Source organism: Planosporangium thailandense, assembly GCF_011947195.1.
Taxonomy (GTDB): Bacteria; Actinomycetota; Actinomycetes; order Mycobacteriales; family Micromonosporaceae; genus Planosporangium; species Planosporangium thailandense.
On record NZ_JAATVY010000004.1, the window covers coordinates 65,087 to 83,130 of the forward strand.

Here is an 18,044-nt window from a genome sequence, read left to right on the forward strand (position 1 = left end):
GCGCCATTTGCCCGGTGCAGGCAAGATGACCGGCGTGGTCGATGCTGCGCTCCCCGCCGATTTCCCGAGCCTGCTCACGCCGCGGCTGGAGATCCGCGGCTTCCGGGCCGGGGACGCCGAGGCGTTCTCGGCCTACCGCTCCGATCCGGACGTCGCGCGGTACCAGGGGTGGACGGCCCCGTATCCGCTGGCCTCCGCACAGCGGTTCATCGAGGCGTTGGCCGACCGCGATCCCTGGACGCCGGGGGAGTGGTTCCAGGTGGCGATCGCCCCCCGGGAAGGCGGCGTGCTCATCGGGGACTGCGGAATGCGTCCCGACGCGGCGGATCCGCGGATTGTGGAGATCGGCTTCAGCCTGGCGCGGGAGCACCAGGGACGGGGGCTGGCCACCGAGGCGATCTGCCGGCTGCTGGCGTACTTCTTCGACGAGCGCGGCGTACACCGGGTCGTGGCCGGCTGTGACGTCCGCAACACCCGCTCGGCCGCGCTGCTGGAGCGGGTCGGGATGCGCAGGGAGGCGCACTTCGTCGAGTCCGAGTGGTTCAAGGGCGAGTGGACGAGCGAGTACCGGTACGCCCTGCTGTGCCGGGAGTGGGTCCGGCCCTGAAACGGCCAAGACCGGGCCCGCCGCGGTGGCGGACCCGGTCTTGTCAGGTCGGTCTTGTCAGGTCGGGCGATGACTCAGCAGTCGAAGTACATCGCGAACTCGTGCGGGGTCGGGCGCAGGCGCACCGGGTCGACCTCGTTGGCCCGCTTCCACGAGACCCAGGTCTCGACCAGGTCCGGCGTGAACACGCCGCCCTCGAGCAGGTACTCGTGGTCGCCCTCGAGCCGGTCGAGCACCGCGTCCAGGGAGCCCGGCACCTGCTTGACGTTGGCGAACTCGTCCGGCGGCAGGTCGTACAGGTCCTTGTCGATCGGCTCCGGCGGCTCGATCTTGTTCTTGATGCCGTCGAGGCCGGCCATCAGCATGGCCGAGAACGCCAGGTACGGGTTGGCCGACGGGTCGGGCACCCGGAACTCGACGCGCTTGGCCTTGGCGTTGGTGCCGGTCACCGGGATACGGGTACAGGCGGAGCGGTTGCGCTGCGAGTACACGAGGTTGACCGGGGCCTCGAAGCCGGGCACCAGGCGGCGGAACGAGTTGACCGACGGGTTGGTGAACGCCAGCAGCGACGGCGCGTGGTGCAGCAGGCCACCGATGTACCAGCGGGCCATGTCCGACAGGCCGGCGTACCCGGTCTCGTCGTAGAACAGCGGCTCGCCGCCCAGCCAGAGGCTCTGGTGGGTGTGCATGCCGGAGCCGTTGTCACCGAACAGCGGCTTGGGCATGAACGTCACCGTCTTGCCGGCGGTCCACGCGGTGTTCTTGATGATGTACTTGAACAGCTGCATCTGGTCACCGGCGTGCAGCAGCGTGGAGAACTTGTAGTTGATCTCGGACTGGCCGCCGGTGCCGACCTCGTGGTGGGCGCGCTCGACGGTGAAGCCCGCGTTGATCAGGTTGCGGGTCATCTGGTCGCGCAGGTCGGCGAGGTGGTCGACCGGCGGCACCGGGAAGTAGCCGCCCTTGACGGCCGTCTTGTAGCCGCGGTTGCCGCCCTCCTCGATCCGGCCGGTGTTCCAGGCGCCCTCGATCGAGTCGATGTGGTAGTACGCCTCGTGGGTCGCGGTGGCGTAGCGGATCGAGTCGAAGATGTAGAACTCGGCCTCGGCGCCGAAGTACGCCGTGTCGGCGATGCCGCTCGCGGCCAGGTACGCCTCGGCCTTCTTGGCGACGTTACGCGGGTCGCGGCTGTAGGGCTCGCGCGTGAACGGGTCGTGGACGAAGAAGTTGAGGGCCAGAGTCTTCTCGATCCGGAACGGGTCGATGAACGCGGTCGCCACGTCCGGCAGCAGCATCATGTCCGACTCGTGGATCTCCTGGAAGCCACGGATCGACGAGCCGTCGAAGGCCAGGCCGTCGGTGAACATGCTCTCGTCGACCGTCTCGACCGGCACGTTGAAGTGCTGCATGACACCGGGCAGGTCGCAGAATCGTACGTCGATGAAGCGGACGCCCTCGTCCTTGAGGTAACGCAGGAGCTCCTCGTAATTGGCGAACACACGTCCTCCAGACTTTTCGTGTTTCTCCAAGCTAGCCGTGACGGTAGAGCGGCGGCGTTGCCCTCGCGTGTCTCGACTGTTTCGGCCATGTTTCCGCGCGTGATCGGTCCTGTTGGCCGCGTCACGTGGGGCGGCGGTGTCGACGTGTCATCGGGTGCCGGCCGCGACCGCCACGCGGTGGCCGAATACTCTTGTGTGCCGTGGCGGAGCAGCAGAAACCGGTGGAGCCGGCGACCGTGACCGACAGTAACGCGGCGATGGTGGGATCGCAGTGGCCGGTGCCGACGCTGCTGCGCCGGTTCGGGGCGTTGATGATCGACTGGGTGCTGTGCCTGCTGGTCGCCGGGTTCCTGGGCCGGTTCCCGCACAACAACTGGCCACCGCTCATCCTGATCATCGAGTACGCCTTCTTCATCGGCCTGTTCGGTCAGACCCCCGGCATGTGGATCATGAAGATCGCCTGCGTGTCGGTGGCCGATGGGCGCGTGATCGGGATTCCCCGCGCCTTCCTGCGCGGTCTGCTGCTGTCGCTCCTGGTGCCGGCGCTCATCATGGACCGGCAGCGACGCGGCTGGCACGACAAGGCGGCCGGTTCGATCGTGATCGAGACGAGGCGCTCTTAACAATCTTGGGGAGTTTGACACCACCCGTGGTGTCAAACTCCCCAAGGTCTGCAAGTGAGCGCGTCAGCGGCCGCGCATCGCGCGGAAGGCGCCCTTCGGCGGGCGCATGTTCTTCGGGATCTGGCCCTGCGGCATCTTCGGCCGGGTCGACAGCGCCTTCAGGCGCCGGTCCAGCGCGTTGACGTCCTTGGCGCTGATCGTGCGGGGCAGCCGCATAAGGGTGTTGCGCAGCTTGTCGAGCGGCAACAGGCCCTCGCCCTCGCCGACGATGAAGTCGCGCATCTCGGCGCTGCCGATCACCTTCGCCAGCCGCCGCTTCTCCTGGCCCAGCAGTTGGCGTACCCGCTGCGGGTTGCCCTCGCCGATCAGGATCACGCCGGGCCGGCCAACGACCAGGTGCACGACGTCGAACTGGCCGGTGAACTGCACCGCCTGGGTCACCCGCCAGTCGCCGCGCATGTTCTCGATGAGCGCGGCGGCCGCACCGGGCTTGCCGTCCATCTCCGACATCATGGCCCGGTTGGAGCGCAGGTTGAGCACGATCATCGTGGCGAGTGCGGCGACGACGATCCCGATGGGGATCCACGTCCAGCTCGCGCCCACGACCACCGCGATGATGGCCGCCAGGATCGGCACGATCACCGCAATCAGGACAAGGGGTACAAATAGCTTGTCCCGCTTCGCGGTGAACGAGAACACCATCCCGATCTGCTTGAGGCGATCGCGGAACTTGACTTTCTGGGGGGCGGTGGCCATGGGGCCGAGTCTAATGGGCCCGGTCAGCCCGGCATTGCCGGTGCCGCCGTTCTACCTCTCTACCTCTCCGCGATCATGAAGCGGTGGCGCGGGCGGCGACCGCCTGCCGGTACAGGCGTCCGGCCCGGTACGACGACCGGACCAGGGGACCGGACATGACGCCGGCGAAGCCGATCGACTCGGCCTCCTCGCGCAGCTCGACGAACTCCTCCGGCTTGACCCACCGCTCCACCGGGTGGTGGCGCGGCGTCGGGCGCAGGTACTGCGTGATCGTGATCAGCTCGCAGCCGGCCTCGTACAGGTCCCGCAGGGCCTGCGTCACCTCGGCGCGCTCCTCGCCCAGCCCCAGGATCAGGTTGGACTTGGTGACCAACCCGGCCGCACGGGCCTGCCGGATGACGTCGAGCGAGCGCTCGTAGCGGAATGCCGGCCGGATCCGCTTGAAGATGCGGGGCACCGTCTCGACGTTGTGCGCCAGCACCTCGGGGGCCGAGCCGAACACCTCGGCCAACTGCTCCGGGTCGGCGTTGAAGTCGGGGATGAGCAGTTCGACTCCGCACCCCGGCACCAGCGCGTGGATCTGGCGGACCGTCTCGGCGTACAGCCAGGCGCCGCCGTCGGGAAGGTCGTCACGCGCGACGCCGGTGACCGTGGCGTACCGCAGGCCCATCGTCTTGACCGACTCGGCCACCCGACGCGGCTCGTCGGCGTCGAACTCGGCCGGCTTGCCGGTGTCGATCTGGCAGAAGTCGCAGCGGCGGGTGCACTGGTCGCCGCCGATGAGGAAGGTCGCTTCCCGGTCTTCCCAGCATTCGTAGATGTTGGGGCAGCCGGCCTCCTGGCAGACCGTGTGCAGCCCTTCGCGGCTCACCAGGCCACGTAGCTGGGTGTATTCCGGGCCCATCTTGGCTTTGACCTTGATCCACGGCGGCTTGCGCTCGATGGGGGTCTCGGCGTTGCGGGCCTCGATGCGGAGCATCCGGCGGCCCTCGGGCTGGACAATCGTCACTCGGTCAGCCTAGCCCGCGCGGGTCCGCTACCACCCCCACCGCGACGAGCGTCACGTCGCGGTGACGCGATCACATCCGATCCTCCGATGTCGATGTGACCGAAGTGACAATGGGGGGTCAGGCGAGGATGGTGCCCAGGCGCTTCTCGACGAGCGGCAGCGCCTCGGCCACCGTCACGTCGCGGCCGAGCTCGGCGGAGAGCGAGGTCACACCGGCGTCCCGGATGCCGCAGGGGACGATCCGGTCAAAGGCGCCCAGATCGCAGTCGCAGTTGAGGGCGAAGCCGTGCAGCGTCGCCCCGCGCGCGACCCTGATTCCGATCGCGGCGACCTTGCGGTCGGTGCCGCGGTCGTCGGCCGGCACCCACACCCCGCTGCGGCCCTCGATCCGGGTCGTCGACACGCCCAGCTCGGCGCAGACGTCGATGAGCATCTGCTCGACGCGACGCACGTACGCCACGACGTCGATCGGGTCGGGCAGCGTGAGGATCGGGTACCCGACGAGTTGACCCGGGCCGTGCCAGGTGATCTTCCCGCCCCGGTCGACGTCGACCACCGGGGTGCCGTCCATCGGCCGGTCCCACGGCTCGGTGCGCTTGCCGGCGGTGTAGACGCTGGGGTGCTCCAGCAGCAGCACGGTGTCCGGCTCGGTGCCCGCCACCACCGCCTCGTGCAGCCGTCGCTGCTCGTCCCAGGCGGTCAGGTAGTCGACGACGCCCGCGCGTACGGTCCGCAGGCTGTCGAGGTTCGCACGGTGGTCAAGGCTCGCACTCGTCACGGTGACGAGCGTAACGCTGTCCTGCCTTTTCCCGCCGTGACCGCCGACACCGGCGCCGCCGGGTGGGCCGGCCGCGTGGACGTCGGTACCCTGTCCTCGTTCTGGCAGTGCATGACAGTTCGCGTTCTGGGGAGGCGGAGCGGTCATGGCTCTCGACAGCGGCGCTACGGCCCCGCGACGGCTGCGCTGGCTGCTGCCGGCGCTTGCGATCATCGCGTTTCTCCTGGTCGGCTGGCCGCTCGGCAGCCTCGCCGGCAAAGTCAACGAGGTGCAGCGCAACGACACCGCCGAGTACCTGCCGGCCAGTGCGGAGGCGACCGTCGTCCAGCAGCAGATCAGGCGGTTCGCCGGCCGGGACACGATGCCGGCGATCATCGTCTACAGCCGGCCGTCCGGGCTGACCCCGGCCGACCGGCAGAAGATCGCCTCCGACGTGCGCGCCGTCAGCGACCGGCTCGGCGGCAAGCTCGCCGCGTCGCCGCTCGGCCCGGTCCCGTCGGCCGACGGGCAGGCCGCGCAGGTCCTCGTGCAGTTCGCCGGCTCGGACGCGCGCAAGCTGCAGGCCGACATCAGGTGGATCCGGGCCCGCGTGGACGACACCCCGGGGCTGCGGGCCCACGTCGGCGGCCCGGGCGGCATCATGGCCGACCTGATGTCGGTGTTCGACGGGATCAACGGGATGCTGCTCGTCGTCACCGCCGGCATCGTGCTGGTCATCCTCGTCTTCGTGTACCGCAGCCCGATCCTGCCGTTCGTGGTGCTCGGGGTCGCCGGCATCTCCCTGGGCATGTCCAACGGGCTGGTCTACCTGCTGGCGAAAAACGACATCCTCACCGTTTCCGGTCAGACGCAGGCGATTCTCGACGTCCTGGTGGTCGGCGCCGGCACCGACTACGCCCTGCTGCTGGTCTCCCGCTTCCGGGAGGAGCTGCGCCGGCACGCCTCGCGCTACGACGCCGTCCGTACCGCCTGGCGCGCCTCGGTCGAGCCGATCGTCGCCAGCGCCAGCACGGTGATCCTGGGCCTGCTCTGCATGCTCGTGTCCGACCTCAAGTCCACCCGCGGACTGGGGCCGGTGGCCGCCATCGGGATCGGCTGCGCCCTGCTGTGCATGCTCGTCCTGCTGCCCGCCGCCCTGGCGCTGTGCGGGCGGGTCGCGTTCTGGCCGTTCCTGCCCCGCTTCGGCGCCCGCCCGGCCGAGGAGCACGGCGTGTGGGCCCGCATCGCCGGGCTGGTCGGCGCCCGGCCCCGCACGGTGTGGGTGGCGACCGCGCTCCTGCTCGTCGCGTTCGCCGCCGGCCTGTTCCGGCTGCAGTCGAACGGCATACCGCAGACCGCGCAGTTCCTGGGCAACCCCGACTCGAAGGTCGCACAGACCGACATCGGCCGCCACTTCCCGGCCGGCGACGGCAGCCCCGCCATCGTCATCGCCCGCGCCGACACGCTGCGCGACGTGGTGCGGACCGCGCAGAGCGTGCCGGGCGTGGCCCGCGCCGTCCCGTACGCCCCGACGCCCCCGCCCGGGGCGACCCCGCCCATCGCCACGCCCCTGCCGAAGATCGTCGACGGTCGGGTCCGCGTCGACGTGACCCTCGCCGTGCCCGCCGACTCGGACCGGGCCGGTGACGTCGTCCGGGCGCTACGGGCGAAGCTGCACGCCCTACCCGGCGCCGACGCCGAGGTGGGCGGGTTCACCGCCATCAACCTCGACGTGCAGACCACCGCGCAGCGCGACCGGAACCTGGTCATCCCGCTGGTGCTGGCGGTGGTGTTCGTCGTGCTCATGCTGCTGCTACGGGCCGTGGTCGCCCCGCTGCTGCTGATCGTGACGGTGATCCTGTCGTTCTTCGCCACGCTCGGCGTCTCCGGTGTCGTGTTCCGCGACGTCCTGGGCTTCGCCGGGGCGGACTCGTCGTTCCCGCTGTTCGCGTTCGTGTTCCTGGTCGCGCTCGGGGTCGACTACAACATCTTCCTCATGACCCGGGTACGCGAGGAGGCCGCCCGGCGCGGCCACCGGCCGGGCACGCTGGCCGGCCTGTCGGTGACCGGCGGGGTCATTACCTCGGCCGGTGTGGTGCTCGCCGCGACGTTCGGCGCCCTGTCCGTGCTGCCGCTCGTGTTCGTCGCCGAGATCGCGTTCACGGTGGCGTTCGGCGTCCTGCTCGACACCCTGGTCGTGCGGTCGCTGATGGTGCCGGCGCTCACCGTTGACGTCGGCCCGGTGGTCTGGTGGCCCGGCCGGCTGTGGAGGTGGGTGGAGTCGGAGACCCGCGCCGTCCCGGGGCGCAAGCTACAGGGCACCGGCCCTCTCAACTCCTAGCCACGACCGGAATCAGACGCGGCTCCAGGCGGCGTACGAACCACCGCGCGCCGGTGGGGGTGAAGTGCGCCCCGTCGTAGCGTACGACGATTCCGTTGATGATCATTGGGCAGCTTCTGGCCGGACAGAGGATGTCCGAGGTGCCGATGAGAGTGGTCTCCGGGTGCTCCTCCTGGAGTTGGCGATAGATGTTGTTGGTGGCGATGGTGGCGGCCGTGGGCGGCTGGGCGCAGGTCGTCGTGGCGCCCGGGCAGTACTTGAAGCGGGGGGCGACCGGCGGCATCTCGGCGAGCGCGAGCCGCGCACCCGCCCGGCTCGCCGTACGGATGTAGCCGGCCAGCCCGTCGTGTATGCCGGCGGCCCACTCGGCCGATCCCGATTTCACGTAGCTGCGGTCGGCTCTGACGAAGCCCTCCCACTCCATGCTTGAGATCGAGAAGATCACGGTAGGTCGGTACTCGTCGACCAACTTCCGCAGCCGTCCGGCCGACTCCTTCGCGCACGTCACCTGCCGAGACTCCGGCTGAGGGCTCACACTGCTCACCAGGCCGGTCAGGTTGCAGCCTTGTTGGGCGGCGAGGACGTAGCCCCAGTGGTGACGGTGGGCCAGTTCGACGAAGCCCGGATCGAGCGACATCGCGATCGAGTCGCCGTACACGGCGATGACCGGGTGTCCGGCGGGGGCCGGCACTCGCTGGCAGAGCCACCGCCCCACGCCGCACGGCGCCTCGTTCATCGTCTCGAACTGCTGTGCACGGGTGCCGGTGGCCCACGTCGTACTCACGATCGCGAGGGCGGCGAAGCCGGCCAGCGCGACTGGTACGGCCATCGCCACCCGTAGTGGCGTACCGGCGACAATGCGTGGCCGGCCCCTCCGTATCGGCCGTTCCACCAGGTAGTACGAGGTAGCCGCCAGCGCGACGGTCAACGCCACCCGCATCCAGCTGTGCCCGGGCACGAACTGGATGACCGGCCAGTGCCAGAGGTACAGCCCGTAGGACACCTGGCCGACCGAGCGAAGCGGCGCCAAGGACAGCAGTCGCGCCACCGGGGAGTCGGGCGCCCGCTCCACGGCCCAGATGAGGGCGGCGACCACGAGCGCAACCAGGGTCGCGCCACCACGGTAGTAGAACCCGCTCGAGTCATTGACGGTGAGCATGAAGGCTGCCACGGCGACGGCGGCGAGCGGACCCGTCCAGCCCGCGAGTCGGGCACCCGCGACGGAGTCGAGCCAACCGGCCAGCCGGGTACCGGCGAACTGGCGGGTGAGGACGGCCAGCAGGACACCGATCAGCAGCTGCTGCACCCGGGCGTCGGTGCCGGCGTATGCGCGGGTGGGGTTGTCGGGCGTGTACACCGCGACCATGACCAGACACGACGCCAGAGCCCCGACGGCGGGCACAGCGATCACGGCGCGTCGACCCCAGCGCAGCAGGACGATCGTGATGAGCGGCCAGACGAGGTAGAACTGCTCCTCGATCGCCAGTGACCAGGCGTGACGCAGAGGTGATACCCCCGCGTACCGGGCAAAGTACGACTGGTCGCTGCCGATCATGTGCCAGTTGGCGTAGTAGAACAGGGTTGCGAGGAGGTCGCCGCGGCGGGCACTCCACTGGTTCGCGGGCGACCACCATCGCACGGCCGCGGTCACCGCGCCGATCATGAGCAGCATCGCGGGCAGCAGTCGGCGGGCCCGCCGCGCCCAGAAACGGAGCAGGCTGATGCTGCCCCGATCGGCGTGCTCGACGAGCAGGAGACCGGTGATGAGGTAACCGGACAACACGAAGAATAGATCGACCCCGAGGAACCCACCCGGTAGCCACGGGTAGCCGAGGTGGTACAGGATCACTCCGCCGACGGCGGCGGCGCGCAGTCCGTCAAGTGCCGGGCGGTAGGAGCGGGGGGTCTCGGATGCCACGGGACAGAAGGTATCCCAAAATAGTGAAATAAGGTGCAATTTGGACTAGTCGTGTCCTGTCGGCGGCTTGATGCCGCGATGGGCGACGGCGACCGTCGATCGTGCACCCGCCCGCCACCGTCGCCCGCCCGGATGCCACACGACCGGTCACGACACCCGCCACAGCCAGACGTCGTCCACCCGGGACGGCGCGCCGAACAGCTCCGTGAGCAGCTTCAGGAGCAGGTCGTGCCGGTGGCTCCACCGGTTGCCGTAGCCGCCGTCGGGCAGCACGACCACGCTGCCGCCCCAGTACCGCAGCTCGGCGCGCGCCTCGGCCTGCATGACCGGGGTGACGGCCACCGGCCGGTCCCCGGTGAGCGCCGCGACGGACAGCGTGGTCTCCATCCACAGCGGCTGGGGACCGATGCGGCCCCGCCCGTCCGTGTCCGGCCCGAGGAAGAACCCGCACGGGATACGGAACGAGGTCCCGTCGCTGGCGAGGGCCGCCGTCTGCCAGCGCTGGCCGTCCGGCAGCCAGTCCGACGGCAGCGGTGCCGGGATCAGCGTCTGGCCGGGTCGGACGTAGTCCTGCCACCGCCCGGAGCTGATGAAGTGCGGCACCGGCGACCGGTCCATGGTCAGCAGCGGCATCGGCAGGATCGGCAGCAGACCGAGCGCGAGCGCGGCGGCGACCAGCCGCGGATGCCGCACCTCGGGCAGCCGGTCCAGGCCGAGGGCGAGGAGCACGCCCCCGAGCGCGGTGACGATCAGCGCGATCCGGCCGGGCAGCGCCGAGTCGAACAGCGGGACGTGCATCAGCGCCGCGTAAGGCAGCAGGTAGTCGGTCCGGCGACCGTCGAACTTGAGCGCCGGCCCGAGCGAGAGCACCGCGAACAGCAGCGCGCTCCCGGCGACGGCCCACGCCAGGCTGCGCCGGGCGCGGTCGGCCGTCGGGCGCAGCGCGAGCACGGCCGCGCCGATCAGGACCAGCAGCCCGGGTACGCCGAAGAAACTGTTCTCCTCGGTCGCGTTGGGCGCCAGGCGTCCGGACAGCCCGAGCGTCCCGGCCAGCGACCGGCGCGGGAACGACCCGTACGCCAGCAGGTCCTCGCTGTGCGTGACCTGGTCGAACCCGGTGCCGTGGTAGCTGTCCGGGCCGACGAACTGCATCCACAGCGGGTACGCCAGCAGCGCGAGCGCCGCGAGCGCCGTCACGCCCGCCCCCTTGGCGAAGGCCGCCACGTGGGCCCGGGTCTCGCGGTGGCCGGCCAGCAGCCACAGGCCCAGGAAGACGGCGGAGCCCAGCCCGGTGAAGAACAGCGTCTCCGCCCCGAGGGAGTACTGGATGGCGCACAGTACGCCCAGGATCACGCCGCCGCGCACGGCGTGGCCGGGGCGGGCCAGCCGCATGATCCGCCAGACGATCAGGGGTACGAGGTAGCCCGAGGCGAAGTTGACGTGGGCGTTCGCGTGCGACACGAGCCCCGGCGCGAAGCCGCAGAACAGGCCGCCGACCAGGGCCGCCCAGGGGCTTCGCACCACGGAGCGCGACAGCAGCAGGTACCACGCGACCGGGGTGGCGGCGATCCCGAACGTGAGGGCGACGGTGAACGACACGGACGGGCCGAGCAGCAACGTCACGGGGGCGAGGACCCACCCCAGGACGGTCACCGCGGTGTTGACGGCGAGGTTGACGCCGCCCGGCGCGTTCATCAGGTTCGTCCAGAACGGGTTGAAACCGTGGCGGATGGTCGCGGAGGCGTACGCCAGCATCCACTCGAACAGCGCCTGGTCGCTGGCGTTGACGGTCAGTGCCCGATGGTTGGGGCCGATCCACAGGCCGCCGGTGAGCCAGGCGGCACCGGCCAGAGCCAGCACCACCATCAGCGCGTCGATCCGGCGACGACGTCGATCCGGTGTCGGCCGGGTCTCGGTGCGGATCTGCTGGGTTTCGTCGACGGTGCCGGCGGTGTGGCGCTGGATCACTGACACTCGGGGCAGCGTATCAACGCCTTCAAGCGGGGCCCGATCACGTCCGTCAATCCGCATGATCGACCGCCCAGCGTAGCGCCGAGGTCACATCCCGGTGCCGGAAGTCGAACCCGGCCTTGGCCAGGACGCCGGGCAGCACCCGCTGGCTGGCCAGCGCCTCGTCGCCGAACTCGCCGAGCACCGCCCGCAGCGCCAGGCGCGGCGCGGGAATGAACGCGGGCCGGTGCAGGTGACGGCCCAGGGCGCGGCTGAACGCGGCGCTGGTCACCGGGTTCGGCCCGGTCAGGTTGACCGGCCCGGTCAGCTCGCGCTGATCGAGCAGGAACCGGACGGCCGCCAGCCAGTCCGGTAGCGATATCCACGGCACGTACTGGTGGCCGCTGCCCAGCGGACCGCCGAGGCCGAGCCTGAAGATCGGCATGAGCGGCTTGAGGAAGCCGCCGTCCCGGTCGAGCGGCAGCCCGGTGCGCAGGTGCGCCACCCGTACCCCCGCGGCGTCGGCGGGGGCCGTGGCGGCCTCCCAGTCCCGGCACAGATCGGCGAGGAAGCCGGTGCCGCCGGCGTCGCGCTCGTCGACCGGACGGTCGCCGGTGTCGCCGTAGAACCCCACGGCGGAGGAGTTGAGCAGGGCCGCCGGTCCGCCGGTGGCGGCCTTGGCGGCGGCGATGGCGTTCACGAGCGTCGCCGTGCTGTCGATCCGGCTGTCACGTAGCTCCCGCTTGTACGCGTCGGTCCAGCGCCGACCCCCGACGTTCGCACCGGCGAGGTTGATGACCGCGTCCGAGTCGGCGACCACCCCCGGGTCGATCCGTCCCGCGTCCGGGGCCCACTGCGCCTCGTCGGAGGTACGCGGTTCGCGGCGTACCAGCCTGCGTACCCGATGGCCGTCGTCGGTGAGTGCCTGTACGAGCCGGCTGCCGAGAAATCCCGACGAACCGGCGATGAGGATCCGCATGGTCACCTCCGCCAGGAAAGGAGAAAGTCCGGGCCGCCCGTAGGGTGCCCGGACTTTCCGCCGTCATGCAGATCGTCAGGCCAGGCCGAGCTCCGACTCGAAGTTGCCGGCCTCCAGCCGCTCCTTGATCGTGGTCAGGAAGCGGGCCGCGTCGGCGCCGTCGACCTGGCGGTGGTCGTACGACAGCGCCAGGTACACCATCGAGCGCGGCACGATGACCTCGCCGAGCTCCGGGTCGTCGACGACGACGGCGCGCTTGACCACCGACCCGGTGCCGAGGATGCCGACCTGCGGCTGGTTGATGATCGGCGTGTCGAACAGCGCGCCCCGGCTGCCGGTGTTGGTCAGCGTGAACGTGCCGCCGGACAGCTCGTCGGGCTCGATCTTCATGGTGCGGGTGCGCTCGGCCAGGTCGGCGATGCGCTTGGCGAGCCCGGGCAGGTTGAGGTCACCGGCGTTGTGGATCACCGGCACCATCAGGCCCTTCTCGGTGTCCACCGCGATGCCCAGGTGCTCGCCGTCGTGGTAGGTGACGGTGCCCGCCTCCAGGTCGATCGAGGCGTTGACGTTCGGGTGGACCCGCAGCGCCTCGACGGCCGCGAGCGCGAAGAACGGCAGGAACGACAGCTTCACGCCGTGCATCTGCTGGAACTGCGCCTTCACCCGGTCACGCAGCCGGGCGATCCGGGTGACGTCGACCTCGACGACGGTCGTGAGCTGGGCCGAGATCTGCAGCGACTCGACCATCCGCTGCGCGGTGATCTTGCGGATCCGGGTCAGCTTCTCGGTACGGCCCCGCAGCGGGCTCGGCTGCGGCTTCGCGGCCGGCTGCGCTCCCGCGGCCGCCGGTGCCGGCGCGGCTTTCGCCGCCGCCCGCTGGCGCTCGGCCGCCTCGAGGACGTCCTGCTTGCGGATCCGTCCACCGACGCCGGTGCCGCGCAGCGTCGACAGGTTCACGCCGTGCTCGCTGGCGAGGCGGCGGACCAGCGGCGTCACGTACCCGCCGAACTCCTCGACCGCCTGAGCGGCGCCGGCCGGGGTACCGCTGCCGTTGCTGGCCGCGGGCCGCGCGGTCTCCGCCGCGGCGACGGGCGTGGCCGCCGACGCGCCGACGGGCTGCGGCTGGGCCGGCGCGGGGGCTGGCTGGGCCGGCCGGGCCGGCGCGGGGGCCGCCTGGGCCGGTGCCTGCTGGGCCGGTGCGGCCGGCTGCGGCGCGGGCGCCGAAGGCTGCTGGGCGGGTGCGGAAGCCGGGGCCGCACCACCGGCGGCGCCGATCACGGCCAGCTCGGCGCCGACCGCCGCGGTCTCGTCCTCCGGCACCTTGATCTCGAGGAGGGTGCCGCCGGCCGGCGACGGGATCTCCGTGTCGACCTTGTCGGTGGAGACCTCGAGCAGCGGCTCGTCGGCCTCGACGGTGTCGCCGACGGCCTTGAGCCACCGGGTCACCGTGCCTTCGGTCACCGATTCGCCGAGGGCCGGCATGGTCACCGAGGTCCTCGCCCCGCCCGCCGCCTGCGGGGCGGCGGCCGGCGGCTCGCTCGCGGCGACCCGGCCGGCGTCGGGGGCCGGCGCCTCCGGCTCGGACGCCTCGGCGGGCGTCGCGGTCGGGGGTACCCCGGCCTCCGCCTGCCCGGTCGCGGCCGGCGCACCGCCGCCGGCGGACTCGCCGTCGCCCGCGATGATCGCCAGTTCGCTGCCGACCTCGGCGGTTTCGTCCTCGCCAACGACGATCTTGGACAGGATCCCGGCGGCGGGTGCGGGGATTTCGGTGTCGACCTTGTCGGTCGACACCTCGAGCAGAGGCTCGTCGGCCTCCACCCGGTCACCCTCCTGCTTCAACCAGCGGGTGATGGTGCCCTCGGTGACGCTTTCGCCGAGCCGCGGCATGGTGACCGATACCGGCATTTCACAGACTCCTTGTATGTAGCTGGCCTCGCCAGCTTTTCACGCCTACGACGACTAGTGAGGGGTATGGGCTGTGGCTCACCCGTGGACGTGCAGGGGCTTGCCGGCCAGCGCCAGGTGCGCCTCGCCGAGAGCCTCGCTCTGGGTCGGGTGTGCGTGAATGAGCTGGGCGACCTCCGCGGGGAACGCCTCCCAGTTGTAGATCAGCTGGGCCTCGCCGATCAGCTCGCTGACCCGGCTGCCGACCATGTGCAGGCCGACGACCGGCCCCTCGGGGGCGCGGACGAGCTTGACGAACCCCTGGGTCTTGAGGATCTGGCTCTTGCCGTTGCCGCCCAGGTCGTACGTGAAAACCTCGACCTTGTCGCCGTACGTCTCGCGCGCCTTCGCCTCGGAAAGGCCCATCGACGCGACCTCGGGCTCGGTGTACGTAACCCGCGGGATGCCGTTCTCGTCGATGACCGGCGGGTTGAGCCCCGCGATCTCCTCGGCCACGAAGATGCCCTGCTGGAAGCCGCGGTGGGCGAGCTGGAGCCCCGGCACGATGTCACCGACGGCGTACACGTTCGTCAGGTTGGTGCGCAGGCGCTCGTCGGTGAGCACGAAGCCGCGCTCCATCCGTACGCCCTGCTCCTCGTATCCGCAGTTGGCGGTGCTCGGCCCGCGCCCGACGGCGACCAGCAGCAGCTCGGCCTCGAACGTCTCGCCGCCGGAGATGGCCACCCGGACACCGGTGTCGGTGCGCTCGACCTTCTCGAACGGCTTGCCGACCTTGAACGCGATGCCGCGCTTGCGGAACGCCCGCTCCAGGGCCTTCGAGCTCTGCTCGTCCTCGGCGGCCACGAGCCGGGGGAGCGCCTCGACGATGGTGACGTCGACGCCGAAGGACTTCCAGGCGCTCGCGAACTCGCAGCCGATCACGCCACCGCCCAGGATCACCGCCGAGCTGGGGACCCGGTCGAGGGTCAGCGCGTGCTCGGAGGTGATGACCCGCTCCCCGTCGATCTCCAGACCCGGCAGGGACTTCGAGTACGACCCGGTCGCGAGCACGATGTTGCGGCCGACGTAGCGCTGGCCGTTCACCTCGACGGCGTTCGGCGCGACGAGCCGGCCCTCACCCTCCACGTACGTGATCTTGCGGGATTTGATCAGCCCCTGCAGGCCCTTGTAGAGCCGGCTGATCACGCCGTCCTTGTAGGAGTTGACGGCCTTCATGTCGATGCCCTCGAACTTGGCCTGCACACCGAACTGCTCGGCCTCGCGGGCGGAGTCGGCGACCTCACCGGCGTGCAGCAGCGCCTTGGTGGGGATGCAGCCCCGGTGCAGGCAGGTGCCGCCGACCTTGTCCTTCTCGATCAGCGCGACGGACAGGTTGAGTTCTGCGGCGCGGAGCGCGGTGGCGTAACCGCCGCTGCCGCCCCCGAGGATCACTAGGTCGAAACCGGAGTTCGGGTCGCTCACGTGTTGTCTCCCTGGCGGTGCACGGCCGGTCACGATGGCCGGCGCTATTCATAACGAACCTCGGACATCTTGTCACTTTGTGAAGGAGTTCGAGAAAGGAGGTGCCCAAGGACACGCTGTCAGGGCGTACCCTTTGCGCTCAGCCGGCCCCTGGCGCGTGGTCGGCCGTTTGTGCGTACTGCCGGCGGGGACGCGGCGGCAATCGGTGAGGAGGATCGTCGGTGGCATTGTTTCGCCGGCGCCAGAAGGCGGTGGCCGCCCGTCGGCGCGCCGCCAGCCCGACGGATCTCGCGCACCTCGAGCAGTTCGCGCGTACCCGGCGCGGGGTGGAAGCGCTGATCGAGCCGCGGACCACCGTCACCGAGACCACCCTGATCCTGATCGCGCACGACGGGGAGTGGACCCGCCGGCGGATCGGAAGCCCGGACGAGGCGCGCCGGCTGGGCTACCGCCTCGGAATTCCGGTCTATGACGTGGCACTGGTCGGATACCCGCAGCGGATGCGCGATTACAACGCCCGGCGCAAGCGGGCCGAGGCCTAATTCACCAGCGTCTGGGAGAAATGGCCCCGGCTTCGCCCTTTGTCGTTATTTCCGCAACCCGTCGAATATGTAAATTGCCGCTCAGCCGTTGGCGGCGACATCCTCGATCAGCGCCGTCAGGGTCCGCACCGGGACCCCGGTGCCGCCCTTCGTCCAGTACCCGAACGGCTCGCCGGCGTGGTACGAGGGCCCCGCGATGTCGATGTGCGCCCACGACAGCCCGTCCGGCACGAACGCCGACAGGAACACGCCACCCTGCAACATGTGGCCGGCGCGGTCCATCCCGGCGTTCACCTGCGAAATGTCGGCCACGTCCGACTCCATGCCCTTGCGCACGTCGTCCGGTAGCGGCATCGGCCACGCCGGCTCGCCCACCTCGTCGCCGACCGCCTTGACCCGCTCCAGGAACGCCGGCTCGCCCATCAGCCCGGCGACCCGCTTGCCGAGCGCCACCACCTGGCCGCCGGTGAGCGTGGACGTCTCGACCAGGTAGTCCGGCTCGTCCTCGGCGGCGCGAGCGATCGCGTCGGCCAGGATCATCCGGCCCTCCGCGTCCGTGTTGAGCACCTCGACGTGCTTGCCGCCGTACATGCGCACCACGTCGCCCGGGCGGTACGCCGCGCCGGAGACCATGTTCTCGGCCAGCGGCAGGTACGCGGTGACCGCCACGGCCGGCTTCAGCGCCGCGAGCGCGAGCATCGTCGCGGCGACCGCGGCCGCGCCGGCCATGTCGGACTTCATCTCCCACATGCCCTGCGCCGGCTTGATCGACACACCGCCGCTGTCGAACGTGATGCCCTTACCCACGAGCGCGACGTGTCGCGCCGCCGACCCCTGCGGCCGGTACGCCACCCGGACCAGCCGGGGCGGCGCGGACGAGCCCCGGCCGACGGCCAGGATCCCGCCGTAGCCGGCGTCGGCGAGCGCGTTCTCGTCGAGGACCTCGACCGAAAGGCCCGCCTCGGTGGCCGCGCCGGCGATCGCGTCGGCGAAGTCCGGCGGGCGCAGGTCGTTCGGAGCGGTGTTCACCCAGTCGCGGACCTGGCGGACCGCCGCGGTCACCGCCACGGCCCGGTCGACCTCCCGCCGCATCGTCTCGTCGCCGGCGTCCGGCACGTGCACGCTCACCGTCTCCACGGGGTCGCGACGGCCGGGTGCCGGCTTCGACTTGTACGCGACGAACCGGTACCCGCCCAGCAGCGCGCCCTCGGCGACGGCGCGCAGCGCGCGGGTGGCGTCGGCGCCGCTCGGGTCATCGGACAGCGGAAGGCTGAGCGCCACGCCGGCGGACCCGGCGAGCGCGCGGACCGCGGAGCCGGCGGCGCGGCGCAGCACCTCGGCGTCGGGCGCCGCGCCGGTCGGCTCGGGTCCGAGCCCGACCGCCACCACCAGCGGGGCGGTCACCGTGCCGAGGCTGGCGAGCTTGGTCACCTCGCCGGCCGCGCCGGTCGCGCCGAGTAAGGCCAGGGTCTCGCTGAGCCGGCCGTCGAAGGCGGCGGCGATGCTCTCCGCGCCGGAGGCGAGCAGCAGCGGCGAGCGGCCGGCTTCGGGCTCGGCGACGCTGTGAACGCCGATCACGACGGCGTCGACGGGCAGCTCCGCAGGGTCGGTATCCACCAGGTTGAGCGAGGTCACGGGTTCTCCGTCCGCTGGAGTAGGCACTGCGGCCGATGCTAGGCGACGATCAACGGCGGCAG

The 18,044-nt window shown here is 70.9% G+C and carries 14 protein-coding genes; 4 read left to right on the forward strand and 10 right to left on the reverse strand.

The features are described from left to right. The first annotated feature begins 7 nt into the window (after window positions 1–7). Window positions 8–607: a GNAT family N-acetyltransferase gene (locus tag HC031_RS07960; RefSeq protein ID WP_240942245.1), complete on the forward strand. Its 600-nt coding sequence runs from the start codon at window positions 8–10 to the stop codon at window positions 605–607. 74 nt (window positions 608–681) lie between these two features. On the opposite strand, the gene glnA is transcribed toward HC031_RS07960, so the two are convergent. After that, window positions 682–2,106 carry a type I glutamate--ammonia ligase gene (glnA, locus tag HC031_RS07965; protein ID WP_167924569.1) on the reverse strand — a complete coding sequence of 475 codons (1,425 nt, stop codon included), beginning with the start codon at window positions 2,104–2,106 and terminating at the stop codon, window positions 682–684. Window positions 2,107–2,363: 257 nt separating this feature from the next. Between glnA and HC031_RS07970 the strand changes: the two genes are divergently transcribed. Further along, window positions 2,364–2,729, forward strand: coding sequence for an RDD family protein (locus HC031_RS07970; protein ID WP_240942270.1), 366 nt, complete (start codon window positions 2,364–2,366; stop codon window positions 2,727–2,729). Between the two features lie 63 nt (window positions 2,730–2,792). Here the strand turns inward: HC031_RS07970 and HC031_RS07975 are convergent, their stop codons facing one another. From HC031_RS07975 to lipB, 3 genes are all read right to left on the reverse strand, one after another. Beyond that, on the reverse strand, window positions 2,793–3,485 hold the full coding sequence (locus tag HC031_RS07975) for a DUF4191 domain-containing protein (protein ID WP_167924570.1): 693 nt from the start codon (window positions 3,483–3,485) through the stop codon (window positions 2,793–2,795). A gap of 73 nt (window positions 3,486–3,558) precedes the next feature. Then, complete coding sequence (gene lipA / locus HC031_RS07980; protein ID WP_240942272.1) at window positions 3,559–4,464, reverse strand: lipoyl synthase; 906 nt, start codon at window positions 4,462–4,464, stop codon at window positions 3,559–3,561. Between the two features lie 148 nt (window positions 4,465–4,612). After that, a complete protein-coding gene (lipB, locus tag HC031_RS07985) occupies window positions 4,613–5,272 on the reverse strand; it encodes a lipoyl(octanoyl) transferase LipB (RefSeq protein WP_167924572.1) in 660 nt (219 codons plus the stop codon). 145 nt (window positions 5,273–5,417) lie between these two features. Between lipB and HC031_RS07990 the strand changes: the two genes are divergently transcribed. Next, window positions 5,418–7,592: an MMPL family transporter gene (locus HC031_RS07990; protein WP_167924573.1), complete on the forward strand. Its 2,175-nt coding sequence runs from the start codon at window positions 5,418–5,420 to the stop codon at window positions 7,590–7,592. On the opposite strand, the gene HC031_RS07995 is transcribed toward HC031_RS07990, so the two are convergent. The 5 genes from HC031_RS07995 to lpdA form a co-directional block, all read right to left on the reverse strand. Further along, a complete protein-coding gene (locus HC031_RS07995; RefSeq protein WP_167924574.1) occupies window positions 7,582–9,510 on the reverse strand; it encodes an acyltransferase family protein in 1,929 nt (642 codons plus the stop codon). The two genes, HC031_RS07990 and HC031_RS07995, sit on opposite strands and share 11 nt — an antisense overlap. A gap of 147 nt (window positions 9,511–9,657) precedes the next feature. Then, window positions 9,658–11,376 (reverse strand): DUF2079 domain-containing protein, encoded by a 1,719-nt coding sequence (locus HC031_RS08000; RefSeq protein WP_205862485.1) that lies wholly within the window; start codon window positions 11,374–11,376, stop codon window positions 9,658–9,660. A 154-nt stretch (window positions 11,377–11,530) separates the two neighbouring features. Continuing rightward, window positions 11,531–12,439 (reverse strand): TIGR01777 family oxidoreductase, encoded by a 909-nt coding sequence (locus tag HC031_RS08005; RefSeq protein ID WP_167924575.1) that lies wholly within the window; start codon window positions 12,437–12,439, stop codon window positions 11,531–11,533. Between the two features lie 75 nt (window positions 12,440–12,514). Continuing rightward, complete coding sequence (gene sucB, locus HC031_RS08010; RefSeq protein ID WP_167924576.1) at window positions 12,515–14,344, reverse strand: 2-oxoglutarate dehydrogenase, E2 component, dihydrolipoamide succinyltransferase; 1,830 nt, start codon at window positions 14,342–14,344, stop codon at window positions 12,515–12,517. Window positions 14,345–14,422: 78 nt separating this feature from the next. Next, window positions 14,423–15,805 carry a dihydrolipoyl dehydrogenase gene (gene lpdA / locus HC031_RS08015; protein ID WP_167924577.1) on the reverse strand — a complete coding sequence of 461 codons (1,383 nt, stop codon included), beginning with the start codon at window positions 15,803–15,805 and terminating at the stop codon, window positions 14,423–14,425. 221 nt (window positions 15,806–16,026) lie between these two features. Between lpdA and HC031_RS08020 the strand changes: the two genes are divergently transcribed. Next, complete coding sequence (locus tag HC031_RS08020; RefSeq protein WP_167924578.1) at window positions 16,027–16,347, forward strand: hypothetical protein; 321 nt, start codon at window positions 16,027–16,029, stop codon at window positions 16,345–16,347. Window positions 16,348–16,428: 81 nt separating this feature from the next. Here HC031_RS08020 and HC031_RS08025 read toward each other — a convergent pair whose 3' ends face one another. Then, window positions 16,429–17,982 carry a leucyl aminopeptidase gene (locus HC031_RS08025; RefSeq protein WP_338090536.1) on the reverse strand — a complete coding sequence of 518 codons (1,554 nt, stop codon included), beginning with the start codon at window positions 17,980–17,982 and terminating at the stop codon, window positions 16,429–16,431. Between the last annotated feature and the right edge of the window lie 62 nt (window positions 17,983–18,044).